The organism is Mesorhizobium sp. WSM4815, from assembly GCF_055811575.1.
In genome coordinates this window covers 83,148-108,598 of the sequence record NZ_JBVVQS010000095.1, presented here as the reverse complement: position 1 = coordinate 108,598, position 25,451 = coordinate 83,148, and the positions used below count along the sequence as shown (strand labels likewise).

Sequence of the window (25,451 nt, the reverse complement as noted above, 5' to 3'; positions counted from 1 at the left end):
TCATGGCGCGGCCTCGGCAAGCTTTTGTCCGTCGGCCTGCTTCGTCCCGTCCGCAACCGTGATGACGTATCGAGACTTCAACTTGTCGTAGAGCAAGTCATTGGCTGCCACCTTGCGGCTGTGAAGCCATTCCCGCCGCGCTGCCTCGCGAACTTCCTCGAATGGACGCTGACGCGCTTCGACACGTTCGCTGACGCGAACCAGGTGCACGCCGTAGGCCGAGGTCAGCGGGCCTTGCCAAACCCCGGTGGCCGAGCGGTCGATCGATGCCGCGAAGTTCTCGCCAAATGTTCGCTCCACGTCCGATTTTGCGAGGCCCCGGAAGTCGAAGCCTGCCATAAACGGGTCGCCGACTTCCGATGCATCGGCCGTCCCGGTATTCAGGGCTTCGCGCAACCGCTCCACGTCCGGGGCGCTCGCGCCTGTCCGGAAATAGACGTGGCTGAATGAAATATGCGGCTCGGCACGGAACCAGTCCGGATGGTCGGCAACGAAGGTCTTCAGCTCGGCGTGGGTCGGCTCGACGTCAAGTGTCAGGTCGGCGACGAATTCCAACTTTTGGCGCATGCGGCGACGGATGATGGCATCGTCCTGGTCGAGGCCCATCGCGATCGCCTCACGATAGAAGACCTCATCGCGGATGTAGTCCTTGACCAGGGCATCCGTTTCCGCTGCGGTCGGCTCTCGTTGCCAGGTGCGGCTGAAAATCGCTTGCATGCTGGCGATCTGGCCGGCGCTGACGACGATTTCGCCAGGAGCCGTCTCGTCACCGGTAGCCCATTGGTACACCCCAAAGAGGGCCGCGCCAATGACGAGGAAATGCAGCAGCGGCTCGCGTAGCAGCATCATGGCACTCCTCATTTTCGCTCGGCCGAAGGCAACGAGTGCAGCCGGGCGGATTCCCCCGCCTGCAGTATCGACACGTCGTGGTCGGCCGGTCCGCAGCAGAGCGGGCCGGATACGTGTGCCCGCGGCGCTGGCATGCCGTGATCGCCGGGCCGGCTTAACGCAGTTGCCAGGGCGGCGAGTGCCGCTCGGACCTGGTCCTGACGGTCATTCGGACCGTAGAATCGAACCAATCCGTGGCTCTCGGCAGCGGCGGCGTCGAAAGATCCATCAACAAGCGCGCGGACGACCTTTTCGTCGGTCACGATGACAATGTCGCCCTTTGCCGGGCGATCGGCGTGGACTTGGACGGAATAACCTGCCTCCGCGGGGGTATACGTTGTCCACATCACGGCGGGTATCAGCACGACCGAGAAGCTCGGCCTCTTGCCGGCCGCCGGAGCGGCAGCGTTCATTCGCGCGCCGAGCCCCTTCATGCTCTCGGCGGCCAGGCGGAATCCGCTCCCGAACAGATCCTTCTTTGTTGGATTCTCGGGGCGCGGCGGCAGTATGCCGGCCTGCTCAGCCTGCGAGACGGCGGTTCGCACATGGAGCGATTTCGGAAAAACCCAGTTCAACAGGCCGAGGGCAAGATCGTTGGGGTTCTCGTAGCCGCAGGCTATAGCCGAAGGCGGCGCGACGGCCGCGGCCAGAAGAACCGAAGCCGCGAGTGCTCCGCGCCGCCATCGGCGGCGCGGGTTTGCCGGAGCATTTTTCTCCATAGACGTCGCCTCCCTCAGCCCGGCGTGTACCAGATCGGCGACGTATAGGCCCTCTCCTGTCCGAACATCGGCACGTCGGCGGGCATCTTTACGCCGAAGCGTACAGCGTCATAGGCCGTCCAGCGCGGGGTCGGGATCTCGAGGACACGGGCGTAGTAGACCGCGCGCAGCGCGGGATCGAATTCCGGGTCGGTCCACGTCTTGATCAGTTCGGAAGCGCCGATCGTGTTGGTCCAGGTAGCCGTCGCCACGTCGACCGTATTGCCGACCGCCGGAAGCTTGCCGTCGGCTCTCGGCGCCCGGTTGTCGGACCAGACAACGTCATAGACCTTCTCCTGGCGAACGCCGGCGGCGTCGACCCAACCCTTGACGATCTGGATGCGGTCGAGATTGCCGCCAAGCGGATCCTTGAGCGCCGCGACGAGGAATGTCGGTGCCTTGCCGGCGGGCGCCTCGCTCAGGTCGCCGCCCATGGGCACGCCCTTGGCATATCCCGCGAAGGCCGGGCTGCGCGATTGCGCGTCGGTTTCGGTAAAGTCCCAGCCGCCGAAGAAACGCACCAGCATGCGCGGGCCGGTGGTGGCGTAAACCTCCTTGCGGCGCATGGCGTCCCAGATCGCCTCGCGCGTGTTCTCCGTCGCCCAGACGCCGGCATAGCCGGAAGCGACCATCTGCCATCCCGTCAGGGCCAGATCGCCATTGCGCATGATCTCATGATCCGCCCGATGAGGGTTGGGCTCGTTTCCCGAATGCTTGCCGAAGAAATTCTCCTCCTCGGCGGTAGCGAGTGAGGTGTGGCTGTCGGTCGATCCGATCATGCCGAATTTGTAGGGATTGGTCCCGAGCTTCGCCTCGAGTTGGAGGCCAGTCTGCAGGGCCGTGCGGGCGTATTCGCTCTGCAGCATCTCGGGCTTCTTCGGTTCGCTGAGGTTCAGATTGCCCACCTCCCAAAGCTCGTACCCGGCCAATTCGTCGGTCGGCGAGAGATAGGGATGAGCCTCGCCGTCGCCTTTGATCTGCGTTGCCTCGTAGAGCGGCTCCCACCGGGCACGTGTCTTGGCGTATTCCGCGGACAGGGGCTGGCCTGTTGCCGGGTTGGTCTCCGTCGGGAACATCCAGCCGTTCGACAGATTGCCGTTGTGTGCAATGGCCAGAACCCGTCCGCCGGTCTTGTCCTCATAGGCCTGAAGTTGCTTCCACAAATCCTCCGGGGTGGTGCTGCCAAGCGGCGGATAGGTCGTGAAGGGAAGAGTTTGGCTCGCTTTGTCGCCGCCATCGCGATAGATCACGACACGGTGCAGATTGTTGCCGGGCGGCACCTGGGACGTCCACTCATAGCCGATGAACGAAGTGAAGTGCCCCGGCTCGTTGTATTTTTCCGCCGCGGCGATCATCTGATCCCAGGTTGACCGATATCCGTCCGAGCCCGGAAGAAACTGCAGCGCCGGGGGAAATGTGCCGCGCGAGAAGTTGTCGATGATGTCGAGTGCCGCCTTGACGCCCTCTTCGCCACCGGCCTGGACCATATCGTACCATTTGCGGCCTGTCGGATCGGCAAGCATCTCGAGCTTGCCTGAAAACAGGGCCGGGAAGAAGCCCATATTGTCGGAGTGGTCGGCGATAACAAGGAAATCGAGCGGGCGCGACAGCTTCACGCGCAAGCCTCCCGAGGATGTCAGTTCCTCGCCACGGGCGAAGCGGTAGGCTTCATCGAAGCCGAGCCGATTGCCAAAGGCGCCGGCGTCCATCGACGCGCTGGTGTGAAGATGCGTGTCGCCCCAGAACACGCGGCTCGGGAAGTTGCGGCCTGCATAGGGCGAGTAGCCCGGCGCCTTGCTTGGCGCGACGGCAGTGGAGTCGAGGGTGCCGGCGTCGGTATTCGTCTGCGCCGCTGCCGGCGAGAGGGCAAGGACAGTTGTCATCGCCACACTGCAGAACAGGCGTCGCTGGAATCTCCGCGTCCCAATCGTCGAAGCAGCCAGTCGGCTCGGCAACAAATAGCCCATGCGTTCCTCCCCATGCAGCGCGCCGTGCAGGCCGATCCCCAAAGCGTGGACGCTAGGGTGGCACACAAGCTTGCGGGAGGGGACGTAACTAACGGTATCCTACAGTGCTATTCCGAGGCGATGAGGTAAGGCCGCTCTTTTCGCCGGCGCGCATGCCCTGCTTTTTCCGATCGATTGGCAGAGCGCGAAGCTGAAGATGGAACATCGGTCTGATGACACCTCATTCGTAGTTCACGTCCTGCGTGCAATGCAGCGAAACCCGAGATGCGAGATTGAGGTATCGATGGGCTGAGCCATGCGCGCGGCAGGCCGATAGCGGCGGCAGTAGTTCGGCGCGCACAGATGCGAGCCGCCCTTGGTGACTTTGCGCGGAATCTTGATGTCCGGCTGGCGCGGGTCGAGGCTGCCTTCGCGCGTGCCGCCGCGCGGACTGGCGGCGGTGCAGCACGGGCCGTCGATTTTGCCGTGCTCTCGATACCAGTCAGTCGTCCACTGCCAGACATTGCCGGCCATGTCGTAGAGGCCGTAGCCGTTGGGCGGGAATGAGCCCACCGGCGCTGTGTATTCGAAGCCGTCTTCCGTCGTGTTGCGGTAAGGGAACTCGCCCTGCCAGGTGTTGGCCATGTGCCTGCCGCCCAGTGTCATCTCGTCGCCCCAGACATATTCGGCGCCGTCGAGGCCGCCGCGCGCGGCGAATTCCCATTCGGCCTCGGTGGGCAATTCCTTGCCGGCCCACCGGGCATAAGCCCCCACATCCTCGAAGGCGACGTGCACGACAGGGTGATCCATCAGCTTCGTGATCTTGCTCGCCGGTCCGCGCGGATGGCGCCAATTGGCGCCGGCGACATAGACCCACCAGTTATAGTGGTCGCGCATGTCGACTGGCCCCGCCGGTTTCTTGAACATGGTGGAGGACGGCGACAGCAGCTCGGGCAAGGCGCCGGGATAGTCCGCCGGATCGGCAGGCTTTTCGGCAAGTGTCACGTAGCCTGTCTCAGTGACGAAGCGCTCGAACTCGGCATTGGTCACCGTGAAGCGGTCCATCCAGAAGCCGTCGACACGCACGCGATGCGTCGGAGCTTCTTCCGGATAGGCCGTGTCCGAGCCCATCAGGAATTCGCCTCCGGAGATCCAGACCATGCCGGGAGATGGCGGTTCACCGGGCGCCACAACAGCCTGAGTATCTTGTTCGATGGCTCGGTTCATTGCCCTGTCAGCATCCCAACCTCTGGAACATGCACCGCCCTCGTCCATATCGTCCTATTTCTCGAATGCGAATATCTGCTTCCAGTCGGCCTTCATATCGACAACCGTCCAACCAGAATCGGCTGCAGCGTCGAGACCCTTGTCCAGACGGCCGATGTGCGACTGGCGGTCGTAGGCCCATTCGCGCTCCGCGTCGGTGTGGTGCACGTAAAGGCAAAAGTGCGGGCCAGGTCCCGAGCATGTCCATTGCAGCATCTGCAGGTCGCCGTCCGAATTGCCAAACGCCGCGATTGGCCGGCGACCGATGTGCTGGTGGATGCCGACAGGCTTGCCGGCCTTGTCGTCAATGAAGTTGATTTCCGGCAACCGCATGAGCACCGGCGTTCCGTCGCGCATCTCGAACTTGGTCTTGCCACTGCTGCCGACGACCTGCTCGGGCGGTATACCATAGACCTTCTCCGTCCATGGACGCATGAAATCGATGCCGCCGCCTGAGACGATGAAAGTCTTGAAACCGTTGCCGCGAAGATAGGTGAACAGCTCCAGCATCGGCTGGTAGACCATCTCCGTGTAGAGCCGGCCGGTCTTCGGGTGTTTGGCGGTGGCAATCCATTCGCGAACGATCTGGTCGAATTCCACCGTTGTCATACCTGAGTGGGTGGTCATGACAATCTCCACGATCGCCGGCTCGCCGCCTGAGAGTGCAGCTTTCACGTCGCCCTTGAGCAACGAGGCAAAGGGCTCCTTGTCCTTCCACTCCGGATGCTGCGGCGCCATTGCCTTGACCCGATCGAGTGCGAACAGGAGCTGGAAGTACAGCGGCTGCTCGCCCCACAGGGTGCCGTCATTGTCGAAGACGGCGACGCGCTCTGCCTCGGGCACGAAGTCTGCCGCGCCTTCCGCAGTTACACGTTCAACGAAGGCGACGATGGCCTGCTTGGACTGGACATCATTCCAGGAAGGTAACTGATCGGCGCCCTGCGCAGTGGCAGAGCCTGCGACCCCCAGCAACAGGAGGATGGACACCAGGTAGCGCTTCGCGGCGCAAGCAAGATTGGTCATAGCTTGATGTCTCCTGTAGGTCAGCGCCCATCAGGAGCGCCATCATCAAAAAGCGATCACTGGTAAGGGTGATCGCTCGGGTTCGTTGGGCCTGGCTCTTTCGCGGCAGCTGCTAAACCGGCTGACCGAGGTCCGTCGCGGCGTTCGAGCAGCAGCGTCCAGAGCCTGCCTTCGCCAAGGGCGACATTCAGTTCCCTGGACGCCAAATAGGGGATCAATATCAGCAGCATGATCAGGCTTGTCGCCAGCGTCTGAGGCAGCTTGGCGCCTCCGAACTCAGCGAGCGAGGCGGCGACCGATCGCCCATGAATCAAACCGACGACGACTTCCTCGAGGACCGAGAGAACGAGAAGCAGGATCAGATAGAGCAAGGCCTTGTAGGCTATGACGTAGGCGATTCTGCCTCCTCCGCGCCGGTCTCCCAATCGGATCATCTGCCCGAGCATTATGAACTTCGCCAGGATCAGTGCCTTGATGGCCGCCAGCCCTGATGGCAGATAGCTGATGCCCTCCTCGCCAAGGATCGCTGCCTTGTAGAGAATGAGCGCACCAAAGCAGACGAATAGATACAAGGACAGGAGCGCGTACTCGCGCAGCTCGTTCTTTGCCCTCTGAGCAATGGTCTCGGTCGAAGGATTGTTGTTCGCGACTGCCATTGATCTGCTTCCGAGTTGGCTTGGAGGCCGCGCCTGCCGATAGTTGCGAGCGCGGCCTATTCAGAGCGAAGACTCAGTTTCTGCCACCCTCCTGCAGTTTCGCCAGGACCTGGTCGAGCGCGAAGCTGCCGGGCCTCTGCCGCGGCGGGAATTCGACATAGGTCTGCAGGTGTTTGGCGACATAAGCCTGTGCCGGCACGAGCGCGAAGGCGTGCTCGACACGCCATCTGTCGTATTCCCCGGCGTCCGTCTGCGCCCGTTCGAACGGGTCGCCCTTGATGTCGAAAAGCTTCGGGAACCGCAGCGGAATCAGCGGGTTCTCCCACACGGCCAGTCCTTCCTCGCGCTGCTCGAGGAAGACCATCTTCCAACGTTCGTAACGCAAGCCGGCGAGATTGCCGTCATCGGTCCAGTAGAAGTATTCGTGGCGCTTGCCTTCGCCTTCGCCGGCCAACACGTCGCGTTGGTTGTAGCCGTCCAGGTGCACCTTGAACGTCTTGCCAGCAGCTTCGTATCCGTTCAACAGCTTGGCCGTCACGTCTGGTTCGCCTGCGGCTGCGACCAGCGTCGGCACGAAATCTTCGTGTGACGTTATGTGATTGATTTCGGTTCCGGGCTTGATGACGCCCGGCCAGCGCATCATGCACGGCACGCGGTAGCCACCTTCCCAGTTGGTGTTCTTCTCGCCTTTGAAGGGCGTGGTGCCGCCGTCCGGCCACGAGAAAACCTCCGCGCCGTTGTCGGTCGTCCAAAGGACGATGGTGTTGTCGGCGATGCCGAGGTCATCGAGCTTGCCCAGAAGCTGGCCAACCATGCCGTCCATCTCCACCATGGCGTCCGCATAGATGCCCAAGCCGGTCTTGCCCTTCGAGGCCTCCTTGAGAAACGTGTAGATGTGGGTCCGGGTCGAATTGAACCAGCAGAAGAACGGCTTCCCATCGGCGTTCGAGCGGTCGATGAAGTTGAGCGCGCTGCCGAGGAACTCTTCGTCCACGGTTTCCATGCGCTTCTTCGTCAGCGGACCGGTGTCCTCGATCTCCTGTTTACCCACGCGCCCGAACCGCGGATCCTCGGTAGGATCGTCGGTTGCACTGGCCTTGCATTTCATCACGCCGCGTGGACCGAACTTGGCCTTGAACTCGGGATTCTTCGGGTAGTCGGGATGCTCAGGCTCGTCCTCGGCATTGAGGTGATAGAGATTGCCGAAAAACTCATCGAAGCCGTGAACGGTGGGCAGATGCTCGTTGCGGTCGCCGAGATGGTTCTTGCCGAATTGCCCGGTAACATAGCCCTGCGGCTTGAGCAGTTCCGCAAGTGTCGGGTCCTTCTCCGACAGCCCTTCCTTGGCACCCGGCAGGCCTACCTTCAGCAGGCCGGTGCGGAAGCAGGATTGGCCGGTAATGAATGCGGCGCGCCCGGCTGTGCAGGACTGCTGGGCGTAGTGGTCGGTGAAGATCGCCCCCTCTTTGGCGATCCGATCGATGTTCGGCGTGCGATAGCCCATCATGCCCCGGTTGTAGGCGCTGAGGTTCCAATAACCGACGTCATCGCCGAAAATGACGAGGATGTTGGGTTTTGCGCCGGCTGCTTGAGCTTTCGCGCTCGTGGCTATTCCGGATACGACAGCCGAAATGGCGAGCACAGATCCTCCGGTCAGCAAAATGTCGCGCCGGTTCGGTTGTCGGTCTGGATTCGCCTGCTTGTCACTCATCTGACGTCCTCCTTTGACTGTACCGCTTTTCCAGGATGACCCGAGTTTTCGGTTCCCTGGCATGCTCCGCGTTCTGTCGACGAGACGAAACTGGTGGCAGGACGCTTCAGACATGCCCCCGACAAAATCGCCCTTCGTGAGGTTCGCCTATTGCCGCTCGGGGCGGAAGGTAATTAACGGTAACCTACGGACGGAATCCGCTCGGTTGCATCGAAAGCGGGCTATCCAGGATACGGTCTAGCTCGACGGGACAAATGACAGCAGGGAGATCCAATTCCCGGCGCCGATATATCGCGCAATGGCCTTGGGTCGGATCGGGAAGACATTGCGGGTTCTTTGAGGACCGCTGCCACAAGCGTGTCAATCCTCGGCCATCGGCGGATACAGCTTCACCAAGCAACAGTCCGACTGCGTAACTTACATACTGATACTGGCACCATCAAAAAGACTATGCGCATTCTAGCGCATAAGGGATGGCGCTATGGCAGCAAATGGCAAAACTCGTGGCAGGGAGCTGTGATATTTGGCGGCAAGCGACGCCTGCCGCATGCCGAATTTGCGATCCGCAAATGAGGCATTCCGCGACGTTAGGGTGTGGTCGGTCGACTCCGACTTCTCCTTCAACGGCGGCCTTCTCAACCGTGTTTCGCGAAGCGACGGCGCAATCTGGGTGGATGCCATGGCCGGTCTTCGCGGAACTGTCCGGTCACGCCCAAGGTCTATCTGACCGGTGGGGCTCGTCGGCGTCGGCGAAGCCGACATCGAATTGGATGTCGCCGTGGCGATCGGCTATCGTTTCAATGATCGAATCTCATCGGTCATCGGGTACCAGGCACTGGGCGTCGACTACAGCAACGACGGCGGTTTCCTCGATGTCGTGCAGCAAGGTCCGATTCTGGGACTCGTTGTCCGGTTTTATGGGCACAAAGAGTCCGATGGATTTTGACTGCGCCCTTAGCTTGCAGCCACTCTGCCCGGAGACGTAGCATGCAGCCAAAACAGGGCCCATAAAAGGGGCGAGGAGCCAATATGTGCAGCTGCGGCATTCAAAACTCGAGGCACTCATGAATTACAAGCTACGGCTCGGGTTCTTGCCAGTTGTCGTCGTGCTCTTGCTAGCGCTCTTGCAGGGAACTTCGCTAGCTCAACTGCCCTCCCCCGACCTTGCGCCCGAAAAGGCAAAGCAGTTCCTCGAGCTTTTGTCCGATCCGGAACTAAAGGCATGGCTCGAGGGAAAGATTCCAGCGGCCACGGACGAGCCCGGCCTGTCCATTTCCGAGGACATCTTGAGCGTGGAGACGGGTATTCGTGCCCGTATCGGTGCGCTCGGCGCCGCGATCCCGCGCCTGCCGGAAGAATTTTCGCGAGCCGCCGAAATTGTCTCGCGTGACGTGAACTCCGGCAGGCCAGGGCTGGTCATGGGCATCCTGGCGGTCCTGATCGCGGTCGGTTTCGGAGCCGAGTGGGCGGTCCGACGAGCGCTCGCCAGGACGAGGAGCGCGGTTGCTCAGGAAGACGCCGGACAAGCGGTCCTCTTCGAGACTGTCGCCCTGCTGACTTTTGCTCTCGCCAGCGCCGGATCGTTCTTGGCACTCGGATGGCCACCCTTGCTCCGCAGGATCATTCTGACCCTGCTTCTTGCGTTCATCGCGTTCCGTATCGTTCGCGCGGCAGCCCGATTGCTGTTTGCGTTCGGCGGTGCGACAAGCGCCCCCTCGGACAGGCCGACTCGGCTTTTCGAAAGTGAGGCTTCGACCCGTTTCTGGCGGTGGCGTGTCAGCCTTGTGGCCGGGTTCCTGCTATTCGGCTGGGCGATCGCCAGCCTCATGCCTGGCCTGGGCTTCTCTCAAGAGGCTGCAGAGCTCGCCGCCTTCCTGTTCGGGCTTGGCGTTCTGGCGACCGCAATCGAGGTCGTCTGGCAACGGCCCGACGGGCGAGGCTCTCTGGTCAAGCAATGGTTTCTCACCTTGTTCCTGATCGTGCTCTGGATGGCTTGGGTCGCCGGCCTGCTCGGCGTCCTGTGGCTTGGGATTTTCGCCCTGGTGCTGCCGACAGCCTTGCGCGGCGTCGGCGCCGCGGCACAGGCTTTCGCCGGCAGGTCGAAGCGCAGCGGCGCGATGGGCGTCGCACTCAACGTGCTCATTGTCAGGGGCGCCAGGGCGGTGGTCATTGCCGCGGCAGTCGCATGGCTTGCCTATATCTGGCGGATCAGGGCCGCGAGCCTCGCCGGCAGCGAAAGCGCCGGCTTCCTGATAACCGGGCTGCTCCACGGCATCATCATTTTGCTGATCGCTGACCTGCTCTGGCAACTGTCGAAGGCCTTGATCGAATATCACACGAACCTCGCGACGGCGGATGTGAGCAGCGCCGACCAGTTGGCTCGCAGCGGCCGGCTGCGCACGCTGTTGCCGATATTCCGCAACGCCCTTGCCGTGTTCATAGCCGCGGTCACCGTGCTAACGATCCTCGCTGGGCTCGGCGTGAAGATACTCCCGCTGATTGCCGGCGCCGGCATCTTCGGCATCGCCATCGGCTTCGGCTCGCAGACCCTGGTCAAGGACGTGCTGAGCGGCGTGTTCTACATGATGGACGACGCCTTCCGGGTCGGTGAATACATCCAGAGCGGCAGCTACAAAGGCACGGTCGAGTCCTTCAGCCTACGGTCGGTGCGTCTGCGTCATCATCGCGGCCCCGTCTATACCGTCCCGTTCGGTGAACTCGGGGCGGTCCAGAACATGAGCAGGGATTGGGTGCTCGACAAGATCACGATCGGCGTGACCTATGATTCCGACGTGGACCTGGCGCGCAAGCTGATCAAGAAGATAGGCCAGGAACTGGCAGCCGATCCTGAATTTGCGGCTGACACGATCGAGCCGCTCAAGATGCAGGGCATCGACAATTTCGGGGACTATGCGATCGTTCTCAGGATGAAGCTGATGACGAAGCCCGGGACCCAATTCGGCATCAAGCGGCGCGCACTCATGATGATCAGGAAGGCCTTCGCGGAAAACGGTATCAAGATCGCGGTTCCCACCGTTCACGTCGAGGGTGGCGGGGAAACTGCGGCCGCTGCTCATCAGGCAAATCAGATCCTGAAAAAGAGCAAGGCCCCCTTGGAGGCGGTGAGCGACACGCCATAGAGCTGCGCGGTCCTGTCCGCGTCATCCGAACTCGGCCTGACCTTTCTGAGAAAGGCATGAAGCGGGGCGAGCATCCACCCACGGGTCAGAGCCTTCCTGCGGATCGGATCGCTGCTCGGATTTCATTGTACCCATGGGGTCGCTCCACGCCCGCTACATGAACATTGAATCAAAGCGCTCAATGCTCCAGAACGCTGCGATCGTCCCGATGACATAGGCTGAGGCGACAACCGCCTGCCGCGGCAATTCATAAACGCGCTGGACTAGATGAATGGCGACCAGCACGACGGCAATAAATATCAGCTAGCCAAGTTCGACGCCGACGTTGAATGAGAAGAGCGCCAGCGGACCATGGGATCCGCGCCCCATGGCCAACCGTATCCACTTGTCACGGGACGAGTTCGATCTCGCCCGGCTTCCAGGTCTTGTCGAACCATGGCTGCAGCGGACCATAGAGGCGAAGAAGAACGTTCCAGCCCTTGCCGGGAACCGTCTGGACCCAGTTGGTCTCATGGCCTTCCGGCGCTGTCGGGCCGAACCAGACATCGACCGAGGAGTCCGCGTTGATCACAATGTCTTTCTTGTCGCTGCCGATGCTAGGGAATTGCTGGTCCGTCTGCAGCATCGAACGCGTCTGATTGTCATACAAGACGAACGACCAGAAATTCTTTGCCGGAATGTTTGGCGGCAGATGCACCTTATAGGTCTTGCCGCCATCGAACGGCTTGCCGTCCTTGTCGGTCGTGGCGCCTGCGTACTGCGAACCGATGCCGACGCGCTTTATCGCCATGGCCGGCGTGATGCCCGTCGCATAGTAGTGGAACAGGACACGGGCATCCAGATAGCGAACGCCGGGCTGCAGAAGGAACTCGTAGCTGCCGCCGACAAAGCCGGTGAACCAGGCACTGTCCGGATAGTAGTAGGCGTCCTTCATACGAGTCTTGAAGGTAATGGTGCGCGCTGTCGCATTGCCGACGGCTACGGCTTCGGTGAGGATCTTTTTCATCCTCTCGTCGGGTGCGAAGGGTTTGCCTTTTACGATGCCGATGGCGGCGAGTTGTCCCAACACTTCCGGATGATAGGACTCCTCCGGCTCGTATTGGACGATGTCGTTCACTTCCTCGTAGAAATGGAAATCATTGGCATGGATGGTGTTGAACTCCTTGCCGGAAGAATTGATGATCTTCATCGGCGGCGGGTTGTCAGCTTCCGAAAGAGGATAAACCTTGGCGAATTTCCTGGTGTTTTCGACGGCAGTGGTGGTGCTGCCGTTCTCGAGGAAGCCGCGCCAGAAGAACAGGTTTCCGTAGGTCGACGTCTTAAACACGAAATAGCCTTCGGGTATCTCGCCTTGGTAACCCGGCGGCAAAAGCAGGTATTTTCCGCCCTTGCCCTTGTCCGGTCCGGCATTGCCGACATCGCCGACATATTGGAACCAGTGATTGTCGATCATGCCCAAGATATTGGGCGGTGTCTCGATGACCAGCGGGCCAGCCTTGGTGTCCAGCCACATCAGATTGTAGATGCTTTCGGTGTTGGCGGTCAGGAACAGCGAACGCGAGTCCGCCAGGTTTTCGAACACCAGGATGGTCTGGTTGTTGTCGGCTCCCTGGCTGGCAAATCCAACCCGCATAGCTTCGACGGATGCCCCAGGCATGGCGTTGAGAAAAGCATCGACGCCGCGCATGAAATCGAGATTGTCGTAGATCTTCTCCGAAGTGGCGTCATCCGGGAAGCCATCGAAGAAATTCAGTTTGCCAATCCTGGTGTCCACGCTCTCCGGCGTGACGATGGAATCCGGTATCGGCGTCGTCATCTTCATCTTCGGCGCTTCGGCGGAAGCGGTGCTCATGCCGATCAGTACCACCGCGGCGGTGGCGCAAAGCAGTCTCGTCGTGCGTGCAGCAGTCGCAGTAGAGCCGGCCAATTTCAGGTAGTGTTTCATGGCTTTTCATCCTTCACAGCGGTTCAGGCCGCGGGCGGCCGGTCTTCTCATTTTTTCGGGAACAGAAGCGTCCGGCCCATCAACCGACGGATCGGGAACCGACGCGCTGCGCTGAAAATGCTTTTCTTGCCTTTTGGCCGATACTCGCTCGCATTGCGCCACGTTATTCAAAGCAACCTAGGCTCGGCATTCGTGCCGTGCCAGCCGCAGTATGTAAATTACGTGGACCAACCCGTAATTGACGAAGAAACGAGGCGCGGGCGGTCGAAAACCTCAACACGCGAGGGTACGGCAATCCGGGCGGATGCCTCCGCAGTAAGGAAGTTCAATCCCCCGCGCGGAAAGACTGTCGTGCCCAAGTCCACCGGATCGCGAACGGCATACCGGTGGCCCTCGTTCCCAAGGCCAGCGCTGGAGCACGCGTTTGCCTTGGATGGTCGGGCGATTTCCTAAGTATGCGAATGCCCTGGGCCGTGCTGGCTCATATCACCATCGACTAAGTCCGTTTCATGTTTCCGGCTGACCCGCCTCGTCGCCGGCGGTCGGTCGTGCCCTGGCCATCGCCCGGCACGCGGTGGAGTTGGATCCCCGCAATGTGTGCGCTCTGCACGCCGAAATGTCCGCTCTTTATCAACAAGGAATTCAGGAGCGAGAGCCGTCGCGACAACTGGCGAAAGGCCTGATGGTGCTCCACCAAACCAGAACCACAGCAAACGCAGCTGCAAATAGGACAAACGTCTGATGCGAAACCGGCTGAAGAGCGCGATGACGGTGGCGAGGCCGAACAAGATGAAAAGGACGCCGGCCACTGCGGCCCAGGCAGTCAGGATTGCGACGGCTAGCGAAAGGATAATAGCAAGCGAGATCCGAGCGATGCGACGCATTCATCCCCCCTTTTTGCCGGACGGGACCGTGGCAACGTTCCTGCGGACGCGGCTGACTCTCCCCGTCATCGGCTTCAGTGCTGCCGCCTTTGGCTTCCACGAAGGATTATTTCTTGCAATCTTTTGTGGCGGAGCCAACGCATTTCTTGCCAGCACCCGATTTCTGGCTGGCCTGGGAACCCGTCAAGGCGCCGATGTGATTGCCCAAATTTTCTCTGCTGTTTTGATCGACGGCTGCAACGGGTGCGGCAATCACCAACCCTGCCGCGCTGCCCGCCGCTGCCGCCACACCGGTCGTTGCGTGAATGATCGTGTCGCCGAGGCCTATCCTGTTGTCGGTCAACGTCTGGCCGCCGGCCATACGCGCCCCAATCAGTTGCACGACCTGCGGTGACGAGGCGAACTTGCCGTGATGCAAAGGATCTCCGGATTTGACTTTCGTCAGATCGATGACGGTTATGTTGTTGCTGGCGAGATCTTCCTTGTATGGAGCTTGTTCCGGATCAATCGATCCGAGCCGGGGGATATCGCCCCAGACCCGTCGCGAAACTTTGAGTGCGCGATCGTCCTGCGAGACAAAGAGGGTGAACTGCGGGTGCTGTTTGCCCATGTCGGCAATCTGAGTGCGAAACACATCGACGTCGACGTCTGGCGCGGCCAGCATGACGTTCTTGAACTTCTTCGGAAGGCCGCCATTGCGGATGGCCATCTGGCGCAAGCCTTCCAGCGCAAGCCAGTTGCCCATCGAATGGGCGAGGATCGAAACTTCCTTTATCTGGGGATCGCGTGCAAGGTATTGGAACAGCAGTTCAAGCGCATTTCGCGTGTAGTTGGTGCTTTCACGATCGTAGCCATACGCCAGCGCACTGCCTCGGGAGGGCCAGGTGACCAGGATCGGGACGCTTTGCGTGTCCGTGTCCTTTGCGATCTGCGCAAAACGATAAACCGCGTCTTCAAAGCGATTGTTGAATCCGTGAATAAAGACGAGGACACTGTGATCCGGGCTCTTCCTGACCGAGGCGCTAAGCCACCCCTTCGCTGTCTCGAGCGTCAATTCCTGGGCCTGTACGACGGCGAAATCAGTCGCCGGGTTTGATGGCAGCTTCTTGGGCCATGCAACCTCTCCAACCTTGCGGACGGATGGCGGAGGGATCGAAACCGTAATTTCGGCGAACGAGGGGGCCAGTCCGCGCTCGCCCGTATACATTTGTGCCGGATTGGAGGAACGACTGCGTGTCGTTGCGACCAGCATCTCCACCTTGCTGGAGGACGGCGAGGTATCGGCCACGGGCAGCAGCACATTCGTCGGACGGGACGCGCACCCCCACAGCAGGCCAACCAACGCCGATGCCAACAAGACGTTGCTGTTACGCCTGACTTTGGACGGGCTCACGAAACAGTTCCCCAAACTCTTCTCCCGTTCGAAGCCGTCCCAGGCTCAGATATAATCAGAACCGAAACTTGGCGCCGATGATTGGTCCCTGCATTGCTATGTCGAACACAAATCGGTCGTCGTCGTAGTCTACGGCAAGGTAGCGATAGCCCGCTTCCAGCGTGACCCAATCACTGTACCGGTATTGAAGCGTGCCCTGCACTTGCCAATCGATGTCGGCGCCAAGCCCGAAGCCACCGACATCCGCCTCGCCATGGAGTCCGAAACCGTTGCCGAGAGCAACATCGCCGGCCACACCAATAATGGGGTCGACCCAGGTCTTGCTGCCGCTGGCCTCTCTTACGGCGAGAGGGCCAGTAACGGTCAGATCTGCATCGAGGTGCCAGAGCCGCCCGCCGGCCAGAACGTCCAAGGTCGCGGTGCCATTGTCGAAGACCCGATAGGAGCCGCCGAAGGTCCACACCACCGTGTCCATGTTCGCTTCGGCCGAGAAAAGAGCCAACGGGCCGGGCGACGTGCCATCGGCCTCGAGTCCCAGGTATATGAAGTCGGTGAACAGTGCGTAGCGGCCATTGCGCGCCTCACCGGCAAGCATGACCGGCGGGGGAGACCAATCGATGTGGTCAAAGATCTGGCCGAAATCGACGTCGATATCTACCGGCGACAGGCCCCTGACGCCGACCCTGCCCTTCATGCCTGCCATCCAGAAATAGGGTTCTGCGGTGAAGGTCCAGGCCGGCACGGCTTCAGCAGGCACGGGCGCGGCTTCAGGAAGTTGCGTCGCAGCGTCAGCAGCGATCGCCGGCACCGCAAACAGCGCTGCCGCTGTTCCCGCCGAAGCCAACACGAGAGCTCGGATGCTTCCCATATCGAAGTCCCCTCTAATTCCGTCTTTTACTTCATGTCCGATGCGATCGCGCCCGCAGCGACAACATATATCTATTCGCGCCGCTCAGCTAATGGATATCGGTTTCCGATCGTCTCTCATGTCGACAGCGGTTCATTTTGTTGCTGTCACGGACGAACAGTGCCGGGCCTACTTCGGGAACAGCAGTCCCGTGCGCAATCGAGCCCGTCGGGTCCGCTATCGGGGCTTACCGTGACGACAAGCAGGGCCGGGAGCACGGCTGCTATAATTTGTCGAGGTCGATTGCCAGACAGAAATTCCAAGCCAGCCTCCGCTTAATTCTGGCGTGGCGGCCAAGGAATGACGTGCGGTTTCCGGGCGGCATCCGCGCGCAGCACGGCTCCGACCTCCCCAACCAACCGATCCACCAGTTCCTGCCATTCGGCTCGTCTGGACTCGCGCAATGCCGGCGGGACCTTGTCGATCCTCAAGAGTGCCAGCTCCGCTTCTGCAAGTTCCTCGCACATATCCTGAAAGCCCTCACTTCGGCCCAACAGCCGATGGATCGCCAATTCAAATTGCGGGAACCGACGAACCGCCGCCGAGACCGCTCTTTGTCTATCAGCCGGTTCGTCGTCCATCCTCATGGCGCAAATTCGTGTTTTTCCGAAACCATCGTAGCCTATCGCAGGGAGGCGGCTGCGGAATGTAAGTTACGTGGGCGACAGGGTAATTTCTGAACATCCATAGCGGTCGGCACCAAGCCTAAAATCGCAAATTCAAATTGCGCTGCCGGCGAGGCCGCCTAACTCTTTGATCCGTTGTCATCCGCCGGTGCATTGCGCGAACCGTCGCCGTCGTCCCAGCGTTATCCGTTCAGACTACTGGGAGTATTGCAAGAACAGGCTCGCGGTTATAAATTGCGCAGCGAGGGTAACCGGCGAAAAAAGAAATATAACTGGGAGTGGTCACCCCCAGAACGTCAGGTGAGGGAACCAAGGTGATCCGGGCGGAACCAGCCATAGGGAGGGAGCATGGGCTCGCCCCAGAGGAATGTCGTGCCCAGCTTGCCCTGATCCTCAACAGCGCGGACTTCGATGCAACCGGTCGCGAGCGCCGCTTCCTCAGCCATGTCGTGGAGGAGACGCTGGCGGGTCGCGGTGATCGTATCAAGGCCTATTCGATCGCGGTCGAAGTGTTCGGCCGTGACATGTCCTTCGACCCGCAGACGGATCCGATTGTCCGGATCGAGGCTGGCCACCTCCGGCGCGGGCTCGAACGATACTACCTGACTGCCGGACACGACGATCCTATTCTCATCACGATCCCGAAAGGCGGTTACGTTCCAACGTTCTCGGTGCGATCGCCCCTCGAGACCATAGAGCCGGACTTGCCTGTCGACCGAGCAGAGAAAGTCTCGCCCCCTGCTCGATGGATGAAGGCATCATGGCTGACGGTGGCTCTTGCGGCAATCGTCGCGGCATTGGCTGTTCTGGCATTGGGATTGGCGAGGAGCGATGTTCGCCCGACTTCGCCTGAGATCCCGCGACTGCTGGTCGAGACGTTTGACGACCTTTCAGGAACGGAAGCCTCCAGGGCGATTGCGAGCGGATTGAGGCAGGAAGTCGTCAGCCAGCTTTCCAAGTTCAAGGATATCGTGGTCGTGGAGTCGGCCGCAAAGGGGGAGGATCCATCGATCTCGCCGGCAAGATTTGTCCTGGCCGGAAGCGTGAACCTGTCGACCGATGCCTTCCGGCTTCGGGTCCGGCTGCTCAACCGGGCGGACAACTCGGTTCTGTGGGCAGAAAGCTATGATGGCGGGCTGAAAGTGGCGCAGCTTGTGGAAGTCCAGACGGACATCGCGCGTAATGTGTCATCGAGCCTGGCCCAGGCATATGGCGTCATCTTCCAGGCCGACGCCAATCTCCACGTCGTCAATCCGCCCGACGATTGGGCCGCCTACTCTTGCACGCTTTCTTTTTACGCATATCGGGTCGGTGTCGATGCAGAAAGCCGGTCATCGGTACGCGGGTGCCTTGAGAAGGCGGTGGACCGCTTTCCGACCTACGCCACCGCCTGGGGTCTTCTCTCGCTGATCTACATCGATGACTACCGATTCGAGTTTTCAGCCGACCCGGCAGAGTCCGCCGCTGCGCTCGACCGCGCCTTGGCGGCGGCAAGGCGATCTGTGGGGCTTGATCCTGTCAACATCCGGGGACGCCAGGCCGAAATGGTTGCGCTCTATTTCCACAAGGAGATCGATGCCGCATTGAAAGTGGGCAAACAGACTTTAAGCATCAACCCGAACGACACCGAGTTTATGGGTGAATATGGAGAGCGCCTGGCGGTTTCTGGAAATTGGCATGACGGATGCCAGTTGATAGCGGAGGCGCGTCAGAAGAACCCAGGGCCAGGCTACTATGACGTGGATCTGGCTCTTTGCTCGTATTTCAGCGGGGATTATACGCAGGCAGCCATGTGGATCAACAAATCGCCATTTCCGTCGAATCCGATCTATCATCTGCTTGCCGCTGCCGTTTTCGGCGAGGGAGGATACAAAATCGCGGCTGATCGCGAGGTCGCATGGCTGAACCAAAATCAACCTGATTTGGTGAAGAACATGCGCCAGGTGGTTTCGGCGCGGTTGGCCCGTTCGCAAGATGTCGAGTTTTTCCTCGGCTCGCTAAGGAAAGCGGGCCTTGGCATCGCAGGCGACTAAGAAGCTCAAGGCGCCCGCCCCTCACCTGCCCGGCGGCGAAGCCGGCATCAAAAACATCGAGATCTGGATGGACGAAAGTGTTCGTTCGAATGATGCTATTGCGTTGTCTTGAGCGCAGGTTTTGCTCAGCCAGCACAGCGCCTCCTCTTAAGCACGCTGGCGGTCTTGGCCCGGCGGCCTGCTGACAGTCCCCCAATAGAGCTGCCGGGCCACTCGAACTTGCTCAATGGAAGGCGCGGACTTCCAGGATTAGAACCAACAAGCACATCAGAGGCATCATCTTTGGCGAGGTGCTGCATCATTGAGCACTTGCCAATGAAGAACGCAAAAAAGCCCCGCCGCTCCATTTGCGAAGCGGCGGGGCCCCCACTCGCCCCCTATCAATGCCCATGCAATTGTGGTGCCAGACATGTTGACCCATTGCGGCGCACCTTTGATGCCACGACGGCCTGTCTCAGTTGCGAGGGCTGTATCGAGCCGGTCGATGGAGTATCGACTTTTGTCGCAAAAGCTTTCCCGCCGGAACGCTTGCTCGTCTGGATGGTTGGTTGGGATGCAGGAGATGCAGCCGTGGCCAAGAAGCTGTCAATCGCGCAAACGTTGCGACGAACCTCTGACCAACTGAAGAGGATCCGGAAACACGTCGCCAATGGCGGTCATGTGGACCGGATGCAAGAGGTCGACGCCCTGGTGGGCCTCGCCAAAGAAGTGGCCGACCGGCAGCTGGCCGGGTATGAAGGCCCGGCAGATGAAAACGACGGCTCAGTGCAGGACAATGACGATGCAAAGGACTGAGCGTTGTCGACCGGCTCCTGACATTCCGCGATAACGGAATTACTTGATTTGCCAAGATCGATACTATCCAGCGGTGGCGGACCCCCCAATCCGCCTGGCCGGCGCCGTCAAGCGTTCTTACCCCACGCCCCCCAAGCGGCGCCGGCCGCTCGGCTGCGCACCCTCGTGTCAGGCCCAGTGTCAGGCCCGAGGGCATGCTTTTGCGCAACATGCATTGGACCAGCAGACGCGCGGGTTTGACGGGTTTTTTCTGCAACTTGCGGCGATCTGTACACGCGCCACGCAATCGGGAGATTCCCATCGCTCTCGGCGGCCTTTAATACCCGATCTGCGATATCGCAGCGGATAATGGGATCGTCCGCTATATGATCCATCGGATTCTGTTTGAAAAACATCTCCGCCCCCGCGCGTGGCGTTGAGAATGCTCAACGGATACCGCTTTGAACAGTCGTCAAATGACGACCACAGACGAATTTATACGTCATCCCACGAAGGCCACTTTGGCGTAATCGCAAGGAGCCGAGACGCGGATCCTGCCGTTGGTCGGCGTAACAAAAGCTTGTAGCCGGGAACGACCACTCGACGACTCGCGTTTGTTGTGAAGGCCCGCTTCTTTTGCACGGGCAGCGAGCCTCGAAGGTTCGCAATGCCGCACCGGCGTTTCAATCGCACCCGCCTCAGCCCTCACGATCTGGCTATTTGTGAACGCGTGTACGATCAGGTTTGCGCAGATGAACACATCGACCCTTTGAGCCGGGATGCCGAAGCCTTGGCGGTGATGATTGTCGCAATCTTCCGAAACATTACGACCAGTGAGCGCGAACTGCTGGAGGAGGTCAGGTCGCTTCGTCGTCCAAAGGGCGCAGAACAGGCGCGCTAGCTTGGCGGCTTTCCCTGACGAATCGTTCTTGTCCCGCTTTGGCACAGCCGGATTGGCATCGTAATTGCTTTTTGAGTCTCGCCAGAGTGTAGCCACAGCGCTTGCGAAGGAGATGGAAATGGGTTTGGCCGAAGACCTGTCTGATGTTGCCCTCACATTCGCTTGTCCGGATTGCTCGCATCCGGCGGTAAGGAAGGGCTCCGCGCTGAAAACGATCGCCCACTTCAGATGCGACGGGTGCAACGCCAAGGTGCGGATCACTTATCCGCAGAAACTGGCGATCTTCGAAAAGCACAAGCTATTGACTGCGCATGGGGCATGGCAATAACTCAACGCTGCTTATGCGGTTAAGAGCCAGGTTCGACTTCCCTGTGATTCCAAAGGGTTTTGGCGAATTGATGAATTGATTTGGAAGATGATAGGATCCCCGATCGCCCGGAAACAACTTGGCCGAGCATGGCTGCGCCATGAACTTATTTGACGGAGGCCGAACGCCATGGTTGAACCGCAGCTCCCATCGCCTGTAAGGGCCTCCGATCGTATTCAACTCCAGGTGGTTTGAATTTGACCACGGCAATTGAGGACATTTTTCGGCCGCTTGCATTAACCGCGCGGTTGCTTGTCCAGTGCTGGCCGCAGCTATTGCTTGTCGGCTGCCTGGGCATGATCGCTCGTGGTCTGCTGCTTCAGGGCGCCGTGACGATCGGCCTGCAATTCCCGCTGGGCGGAATGGTCATGCTGTCGCTGGTGGTCCTCGCCAAGCTGACGGTGCTGGTCATGATGTTCGTGGTGCTCCGGCCGCATATGCCGGCGGTGGCGGCACTGAGGCAAAAAGCCAAAAAGACAGTGGACGAAACGAAACGGGAGCCGGTCCTGGCGATTACCGCCGCTGCGATCCTGCCGTTCTTCGCCTATTACGCCGCCTGGGGTTTTCTTGGCGATACGGTTCGCGAATATTCGCGCATGGCGCTCGCCCAGGCCGAGTTCGGCAAGAGCGTCGACATCTTCGCCATTCTTCAGTCAAGCGGCGTGGCACTGTCGATCGTCATATGCTGGCTGGTGCGTTTTGCCGCCAAGCGACTGGATGCGCGCGCGTCTCACCCCTACTGGCGGCTGCTGATCGTGGCGACGGACGCAACCTGGGTCTTCATCGGCCTTTATGCGCTCGGCGTATGGAAGGACCAGTTCATCCGCTGGCTTGGCGCAGGCGCCGCTTTGCAACAACTCAGCCTCGATTTGCTTGCGCCGATAAGTCAGGCGGCCGCGGCCGGCCAGTTCGTTCCCGTGGAGTTCCGGCCGCTTCCCTTCGGCGAGCAGCTTCACAATCTATTCTTTTTCGCGTTGCTGCCGATTGTCTGGCTGGTGATGGCAGCGATCATCAACGGCTATGAGCTTTCCGCGCCGGCCGCTTCCGGTCCTGCGCCATCCCAAGCGACCTCCTGGCAGAAGTGGCTGAAGGATTTCGCGTCTCACTTCGTTGGCGGTTACCGCAGCCGCTATTCGCCGGTCTGGACCTGCGTCAAGCTGACGCTCAGTGCCGGCCTGGCCACGCTTGTCACCTTCGTCATTGCCTATCAGGCCATCTCCTGGGCCGGCGCCTGGACATGGTATGGACTGACGAGGCTGATCGGAGCGCACGATCTCGCGACCTGGCAGATCTTCGCCGATGCCATCAGCCTGTTCATCGGCAGCCCAAGCGAACTCGACGGCGGAATCCTGCTCGACGCGGTCCGGGTCGCGCTGCTTGCAGCCGTGCTCGAGACCGCGGTCGCCATGGCTGGCGCAGACAATGGCGTCAGGTCCGCGGCTCGCCGACGCTGAGATAACTCGGCAGCGCCGAGTAGAGGGCGATCGACAGCCTGAGGCCGCTCGCCGCAGGTGGGATCGAAAAACTGGCAGCCATCCGTGCCGGTTTGCCGGGCTCCGTCGCCGCGAATGCCATGCCGCCGCACTGGGACCGTTGCTCGGCCTCCGGATACTGCTTCCTGACCACCGGATCGGCAAACAGGGTTGGCCGCCATTCGCGACCGCTCCCATCGGAAAGCCGCACCTCGCAAGGTACCGAGCCGAGCGCTTTCGGGTCGGCAGCGAGAGCTTCGAATTCGGCAAGCACGACGGCGCTTCCCGCGCTGCCTGCCAGTCTGGTGAAGCGTGTCACGGTCCAGCTGGCGCCGGCATAGTCGATCGGCTGTCCCAGGCTCGCAGATAGCGGCTGGCGCAGATGTTGAGAGCGCCAGTCCTTGATGCTTCCCCACGTCTGCACGGCCAACGCGGCAGGCAGTGCGACCACCAGCGCCATCATGCTCAGCCAGTAGCCTCGCCGCGTTGACCTCACCTTTGCGGGAGAACTGTCCATGGCGGCCTTTCTTCGTTGCGGCGTAAAGTGATCGCCGGCTCGATGTCCTTGCCGGAAATAGTCGTGGCGATGCGGATCTCGTCGTCGAGCGGCAGCAATTTTGTAGGTGCGACCACGACGGTCCCGCCGGCGACAGCATCCTCCGGCACTTCGAACACCAGAAGGACCCGGCGTGGCAGCCCGGGCTGGTAGACATCGCCCGGCATCATTTCGATCGTCGCCCACAAGCGGTCGGTCAGGACATAACGGATGCCGCTGCGGCTCAGCCACTCGCCCGATGTGAGACCCAGGGACTTGAATTTCGCTTCGGCCTCGCATTCGACCACAACCCATACGCCGGAACTCGTGTAGGTCTTTGACTTGCCGAAGGTCTCGACGTTGAGAACACGCGCTACCCTGGCGCTGTCCAGCGAAAGCGCGAAGGCGCGGGCCTCCACACGCTTGTTCATGCCGCCCGAAGCGACTATCGGCGATGTAATGTCGCTGTACAGCGGACGCGTATGCTGCATGCCGTAGAGCACGGCGGCAGCCAACAGCAGCGCCAGCGCCGAACGCAACATGCGTATCATGGCGCCTTCTCCACCGGCAGATCGACCGTCGCAACGGGATCACGTTCGAACCACCCGCTTGCACCGTAGACATTGTCGCGCAACTTGTAGATCTGGCCGGTGACGGTGATCGTCACCTTGTCGGGCACGGGCACACCGGCCGGCCACTCCCAGGCCATGGTCAGGCGTTCCGGCATGTTGGGATTGAAATATCCCGCCAGGTACTTGTCACGCTCGAGATAAACCGTTGGCATCGGCAGCTTTTGCGCCGGCGCGCTGAGCGTGACGACGCGATGGAGCACGTTGTTGGGAGTGGCGGAACGGTTCACCACATCCATATCTACCATCACAAGCTGCACGGGCCGCGATGGCGGAACGCCTGTCGGCGGAACGGTTCCGACACGTGCCGTTCGCAAGGTCACAAACCAGCGACCGGCATCGATTTGCTGGCCCGCCTGCACAACCGGCGTCCTTGGCGGGTGGGCAGCTTCGTAGAGCGTCATTGAAAACGAGATTGCCGATGCGGCCAGCCCGCCCAGGCCTGCAATCAGAAAAGCATACAGCCGTTGCCGTATTGTCGTTCGTGTCGGTTCCGTCATGCGCCGTGCGGTATGCGATGGTCCTCGGGCCAGCCTTATACGATGCGAAAATGATTTGTTACAACAGCAGTGGCAGGCATCTCCAAAGGGGTTCAGCGCAGGCCACCAGCCGCGCAATCGGATCGTGGCCCGCCCGGCCAGTGTTCAATCTCCGCGGCTGACGCCAAGAGCGGCATTAAGTCCGATGGGCTCGCCTAAACCATTCGGCCCCACACCATTCGATAGAGGCGCCGGGCTCGGCTCGGCGCCCCTCACCTCTTCACTTATCCGACCACACCGCCAGCTCGTAGCCGTCGGGATCGGAGAAGTGGAAGCGGCGGCCGCCCGGGAAGGAATAGGCGGGCTTGACGATCTTTCCGCCGGCTTCCTCGACATGGCGCTGGGTCTCGTCGAGCTTGTCAGCATAAAGGATCACCAGCGGCCCGCCTGCCGCCTTGCCCTGGCCGCCCAGAGCGAAGCCGCCGGTCAGGCGGCCGTCGTTGAACTCGCAATAGCTCGGCCCGTAGTCCTTGAACGACCAGCCGAAGGCCTTTCCATAGAACTCGCGCGAGCGCGCGATGTCGCCGACGGAAAACTCGACATAATCGATGCGCTTGTCGTTGCTGGATTTGGCCATGATCTTCTCCTTTCGCGGTTTTTGGAAGCTCAGCGTTCGAGCATTGCCTTCAGGCTGTTGAGGTCGCGCTGCACGGCCTCGGCGTCGGCAGCGAATATCTCCTGCGTCATGTCCGGCGTTCTCAACAGCACGAACATGACCTCCGCGCCGGTCCCGTTGGCAACCACGCGCACCGCATTGCGGGTTTCCTTGCCATCGGCAAAGACGATGTGATCGAGGACGCCGTATTCGTTTGGCCGGGAGAAGCGGATGCGGATGGGCCGGCCGTCGGGGTCCTCCGCAGTCCATTCCTCGCCCGATCTTTCGAAGCGCCTGCCGAGGCCTGCCGCCCAGCGCTGGAAATTCTCAGGGATGGAGGCGAAGTCATAGACTTCGCGCCAGTCCCGGTCGATGGACACGGTGATGATGCGGGATTTGTAGATCGTCATATCTGCCTCCTTTCAACGAAGGCAGACTAGGCCGCGTTGGCGGTGGCGTCTTG

Annotated in this window: 22 protein-coding genes and 1 pseudogene; 6 read left to right on the top strand and 17 right to left on the bottom strand. The window is 60.7% G+C overall.

Translation table 11 applies throughout. The annotated features are described in order from the left end of the window. The 7 genes from AC0L2B_RS17705 to AC0L2B_RS17675 all read right to left on the bottom strand — a co-directional run bounded on the left by AC0L2B_RS17705 (window position 1) and on the right by AC0L2B_RS17675 (window position 8,248). Window positions 1–849, bottom strand: a complete 849-nt coding sequence (locus tag AC0L2B_RS17705) for a peptidyl-prolyl cis-trans isomerase (protein WP_473746272.1) — start codon at window positions 847–849, stop codon at window positions 1–3. An 8-nt stretch (window positions 850–857) separates the two neighbouring features. Further along, window positions 858–1,607, bottom strand: coding sequence for a hypothetical protein (locus AC0L2B_RS17700; RefSeq protein ID WP_473746271.1), 750 nt, complete (start codon window positions 1,605–1,607; stop codon window positions 858–860). A 14-nt stretch (window positions 1,608–1,621) separates the two neighbouring features. After that, window positions 1,622–3,529, bottom strand: coding sequence for a DUF3604 domain-containing protein (locus AC0L2B_RS17695; protein ID WP_473746270.1), 1,908 nt, complete (start codon window positions 3,527–3,529; stop codon window positions 1,622–1,624). Window positions 3,530–3,844: 315 nt separating this feature from the next. Next, on the bottom strand, window positions 3,845–4,819 hold the full coding sequence (locus AC0L2B_RS17690; RefSeq protein ID WP_473746269.1) for a formylglycine-generating enzyme family protein: 975 nt from the start codon (window positions 4,817–4,819) through the stop codon (window positions 3,845–3,847). 54 nt (window positions 4,820–4,873) lie between these two features. Continuing rightward, window positions 4,874–5,881: an HAD family hydrolase gene (locus AC0L2B_RS17685; protein WP_473746268.1), complete on the bottom strand. Its 1,008-nt coding sequence runs from the start codon at window positions 5,879–5,881 to the stop codon at window positions 4,874–4,876. Window positions 5,882–5,937: 56 nt separating this feature from the next. Next, the gene (locus AC0L2B_RS17680; RefSeq protein WP_473746267.1) at window positions 5,938–6,537 is read right to left on the bottom strand and encodes a hypothetical protein; all 600 of its coding nucleotides are present in this window, start codon (window positions 6,535–6,537) and stop codon (window positions 5,938–5,940) included. Window positions 6,538–6,610: 73 nt separating this feature from the next. Continuing rightward, entirely contained in the window at window positions 6,611–8,248 is a 1,638-nt protein-coding gene (locus AC0L2B_RS17675; RefSeq protein WP_473746266.1) for an arylsulfatase, read from the bottom strand. 586 nt (window positions 8,249–8,834) lie between these two features. Between AC0L2B_RS17675 and AC0L2B_RS17670 the strand changes: the two are divergent. Both AC0L2B_RS17670 and AC0L2B_RS17665 read left to right on the top strand, forming a co-directional pair. Then, window positions 8,835–9,194 (top strand): annotated as a pseudogene (locus tag AC0L2B_RS17670) (hypothetical protein); the annotation flags it as partial. 118 nt (window positions 9,195–9,312) lie between these two features. Then, window positions 9,313–11,388, top strand: coding sequence for a mechanosensitive ion channel domain-containing protein (locus tag AC0L2B_RS17665; RefSeq protein WP_473746265.1), 2,076 nt, complete (start codon window positions 9,313–9,315; stop codon window positions 11,386–11,388). A 388-nt stretch (window positions 11,389–11,776) separates the two neighbouring features. On the opposite strand, the gene AC0L2B_RS17660 is transcribed toward AC0L2B_RS17665, so the two are convergent. From AC0L2B_RS17660 to AC0L2B_RS17645, 4 genes are all read right to left on the bottom strand, one after another. Further along, a complete protein-coding gene (locus AC0L2B_RS17660; RefSeq protein WP_473746264.1) occupies window positions 11,777–13,333 on the bottom strand; it encodes a DUF1254 domain-containing protein in 1,557 nt (518 codons plus the stop codon). Window positions 13,334–14,323: 990 nt separating this feature from the next. Continuing rightward, window positions 14,324–15,574 carry an alpha/beta hydrolase gene (locus AC0L2B_RS17655; RefSeq protein WP_473746348.1) on the bottom strand — a complete coding sequence of 417 codons (1,251 nt, stop codon included), beginning with the start codon at window positions 15,572–15,574 and terminating at the stop codon, window positions 14,324–14,326. A gap of 91 nt (window positions 15,575–15,665) precedes the next feature. After that, window positions 15,666–16,454: a YfaZ family outer membrane protein gene (locus AC0L2B_RS17650; protein WP_473746263.1), complete on the bottom strand. Its 789-nt coding sequence runs from the start codon at window positions 16,452–16,454 to the stop codon at window positions 15,666–15,668. A gap of 338 nt (window positions 16,455–16,792) precedes the next feature. Continuing rightward, window positions 16,793–17,104, bottom strand: coding sequence for a hypothetical protein (locus AC0L2B_RS17645; protein ID WP_473493192.1), 312 nt, complete (start codon window positions 17,102–17,104; stop codon window positions 16,793–16,795). A 488-nt stretch (window positions 17,105–17,592) separates the two neighbouring features. Here AC0L2B_RS17645 and AC0L2B_RS17640 point away from each other — a divergent pair, with 488 nt between their 5' ends. The 3 genes from AC0L2B_RS17640 to AC0L2B_RS17630 all read left to right on the top strand — a co-directional run bounded on the left by AC0L2B_RS17640 (window position 17,593) and on the right by AC0L2B_RS17630 (window position 19,971). Continuing rightward, a complete protein-coding gene (locus tag AC0L2B_RS17640; RefSeq protein WP_473746262.1) occupies window positions 17,593–19,176 on the top strand; it encodes a hypothetical protein in 1,584 nt (527 codons plus the stop codon). Next, the gene (locus AC0L2B_RS17635; protein WP_473746261.1) at window positions 19,157–19,288 is read left to right on the top strand and encodes a hypothetical protein; all 132 of its coding nucleotides are present in this window, start codon (window positions 19,157–19,159) and stop codon (window positions 19,286–19,288) included. Before AC0L2B_RS17640 ends, AC0L2B_RS17635 begins: the two co-directional genes overlap by 20 nt. A 203-nt stretch (window positions 19,289–19,491) precedes the next feature. After that, on the top strand, window positions 19,492–19,971 hold the full coding sequence (locus AC0L2B_RS17630; RefSeq protein ID WP_473746260.1) for a hypothetical protein: 480 nt from the start codon (window positions 19,492–19,494) through the stop codon (window positions 19,969–19,971). Between the two features lie 481 nt (window positions 19,972–20,452). Here AC0L2B_RS17630 and AC0L2B_RS17625 read toward each other — a convergent pair whose 3' ends face one another. Beyond that, window positions 20,453–21,112 (bottom strand): hypothetical protein, encoded by a 660-nt coding sequence (locus tag AC0L2B_RS17625; protein ID WP_473746259.1) that lies wholly within the window; start codon window positions 21,110–21,112, stop codon window positions 20,453–20,455. A gap of 402 nt (window positions 21,113–21,514) precedes the next feature. Between AC0L2B_RS17625 and AC0L2B_RS17620 the strand changes: the two genes are divergently transcribed. Continuing rightward, complete coding sequence (locus AC0L2B_RS17620) at window positions 21,515–22,672, top strand: hypothetical protein (protein ID WP_473746258.1); 1,158 nt, start codon at window positions 21,515–21,517, stop codon at window positions 22,670–22,672. Here the strand turns inward: AC0L2B_RS17620 and AC0L2B_RS17615 are convergent. The 5 genes from AC0L2B_RS17615 to AC0L2B_RS17595 form a co-directional block, all read right to left on the bottom strand. After that, on the bottom strand, window positions 22,647–23,207 hold the full coding sequence (locus tag AC0L2B_RS17615; protein WP_473507702.1) for a hypothetical protein: 561 nt from the start codon (window positions 23,205–23,207) through the stop codon (window positions 22,647–22,649). The two genes, AC0L2B_RS17620 and AC0L2B_RS17615, sit on opposite strands and share 26 nt — an antisense overlap. Beyond that, window positions 23,183–23,776: a hypothetical protein gene (locus AC0L2B_RS17610; RefSeq protein WP_473493198.1), complete on the bottom strand. Its 594-nt coding sequence runs from the start codon at window positions 23,774–23,776 to the stop codon at window positions 23,183–23,185. Before AC0L2B_RS17610 ends, AC0L2B_RS17615 begins: the two co-directional genes overlap by 25 nt. Further along, the gene (locus AC0L2B_RS17605; RefSeq protein ID WP_473519678.1) at window positions 23,773–24,258 is read right to left on the bottom strand and encodes a hypothetical protein; all 486 of its coding nucleotides are present in this window, start codon (window positions 24,256–24,258) and stop codon (window positions 23,773–23,775) included. Before AC0L2B_RS17605 ends, AC0L2B_RS17610 begins: the two co-directional genes overlap by 4 nt. A gap of 355 nt (window positions 24,259–24,613) precedes the next feature. Continuing rightward, window positions 24,614–24,970, bottom strand: coding sequence for a VOC family protein (locus AC0L2B_RS17600; protein WP_473746257.1), 357 nt, complete (start codon window positions 24,968–24,970; stop codon window positions 24,614–24,616). A 29-nt stretch (window positions 24,971–24,999) separates the two neighbouring features. Then, entirely contained in the window at window positions 25,000–25,398 is a 399-nt protein-coding gene (locus tag AC0L2B_RS17595) for an SRPBCC family protein (protein ID WP_473746256.1), read from the bottom strand. Window positions 25,399–25,451: the final 53 nt, after the last annotated feature.

Excerpts from the sequence above, each read along its gene's own strand:
- AC0L2B_RS17595 (WP_473746256.1), bottom strand. The coding sequence starts at position 25,398 with ATGACGATCTACAAATCCCGCATCATCACCGTGTCCATCGACCGGGAC.
- AC0L2B_RS17610 (WP_473493198.1), bottom strand. The coding sequence starts at position 23,776 with ATGATACGCATGTTGCGTTCGGCGCTGGCGCTGCTGTTGGCTGCCGCC.
- AC0L2B_RS17620 (WP_473746258.1), top strand. The coding sequence starts at position 21,515 with ATGATCGCTCGTGGTCTGCTGCTTCAGGGCGCCGTGACGATCGGCCTG.
- AC0L2B_RS17675 (WP_473746266.1), bottom strand. The coding sequence starts at position 8,248 with ATGAGTGACAAGCAGGCGAATCCAGACCGACAACCGAACCGGCGCGAC.
- AC0L2B_RS17605 (WP_473519678.1), bottom strand. The coding sequence starts at position 24,258 with ATGACGCTCTACGAAGCTGCCCACCCGCCAAGGACGCCGGTTGTGCAG.
- AC0L2B_RS17705 (WP_473746272.1), bottom strand. The coding sequence starts at position 849 with ATGATGCTGCTACGCGAGCCGCTGCTGCATTTCCTCGTCATTGGCGCG.
- AC0L2B_RS17695 (WP_473746270.1), bottom strand. The coding sequence starts at position 3,529 with ATGACAACTGTCCTTGCCCTCTCGCCGGCAGCGGCGCAGACGAATACC.
- AC0L2B_RS17660 (WP_473746264.1), bottom strand. The coding sequence starts at position 13,333 with ATGAAACACTACCTGAAATTGGCCGGCTCTACTGCGACTGCTGCACGC.
- AC0L2B_RS17665 (WP_473746265.1), top strand. The coding sequence starts at position 9,313 with ATGAATTACAAGCTACGGCTCGGGTTCTTGCCAGTTGTCGTCGTGCTC.
- AC0L2B_RS17690 (WP_473746269.1), bottom strand. The coding sequence starts at position 4,819 with ATGAACCGAGCCATCGAACAAGATACTCAGGCTGTTGTGGCGCCCGGT.
- AC0L2B_RS17680 (WP_473746267.1), bottom strand. The coding sequence starts at position 6,537 with ATGGCAGTCGCGAACAACAATCCTTCGACCGAGACCATTGCTCAGAGG.
- AC0L2B_RS17700 (WP_473746271.1), bottom strand. The coding sequence starts at position 1,607 with ATGGAGAAAAATGCTCCGGCAAACCCGCGCCGCCGATGGCGGCGCGGA.
- AC0L2B_RS17645 (WP_473493192.1), bottom strand. The coding sequence starts at position 17,104 with ATGAGGATGGACGACGAACCGGCTGATAGACAAAGAGCGGTCTCGGCG.
- AC0L2B_RS17630 (WP_473746260.1), top strand. The coding sequence starts at position 19,492 with ATGAAGAACGCAAAAAAGCCCCGCCGCTCCATTTGCGAAGCGGCGGGG.
- AC0L2B_RS17600 (WP_473746257.1), bottom strand. The coding sequence starts at position 24,970 with ATGGCCAAATCCAGCAACGACAAGCGCATCGATTATGTCGAGTTTTCC.
- AC0L2B_RS17685 (WP_473746268.1), bottom strand. The coding sequence starts at position 5,881 with ATGACCAATCTTGCTTGCGCCGCGAAGCGCTACCTGGTGTCCATCCTC.
- AC0L2B_RS17615 (WP_473507702.1), bottom strand. The coding sequence starts at position 23,207 with ATGGACAGTTCTCCCGCAAAGGTGAGGTCAACGCGGCGAGGCTACTGG.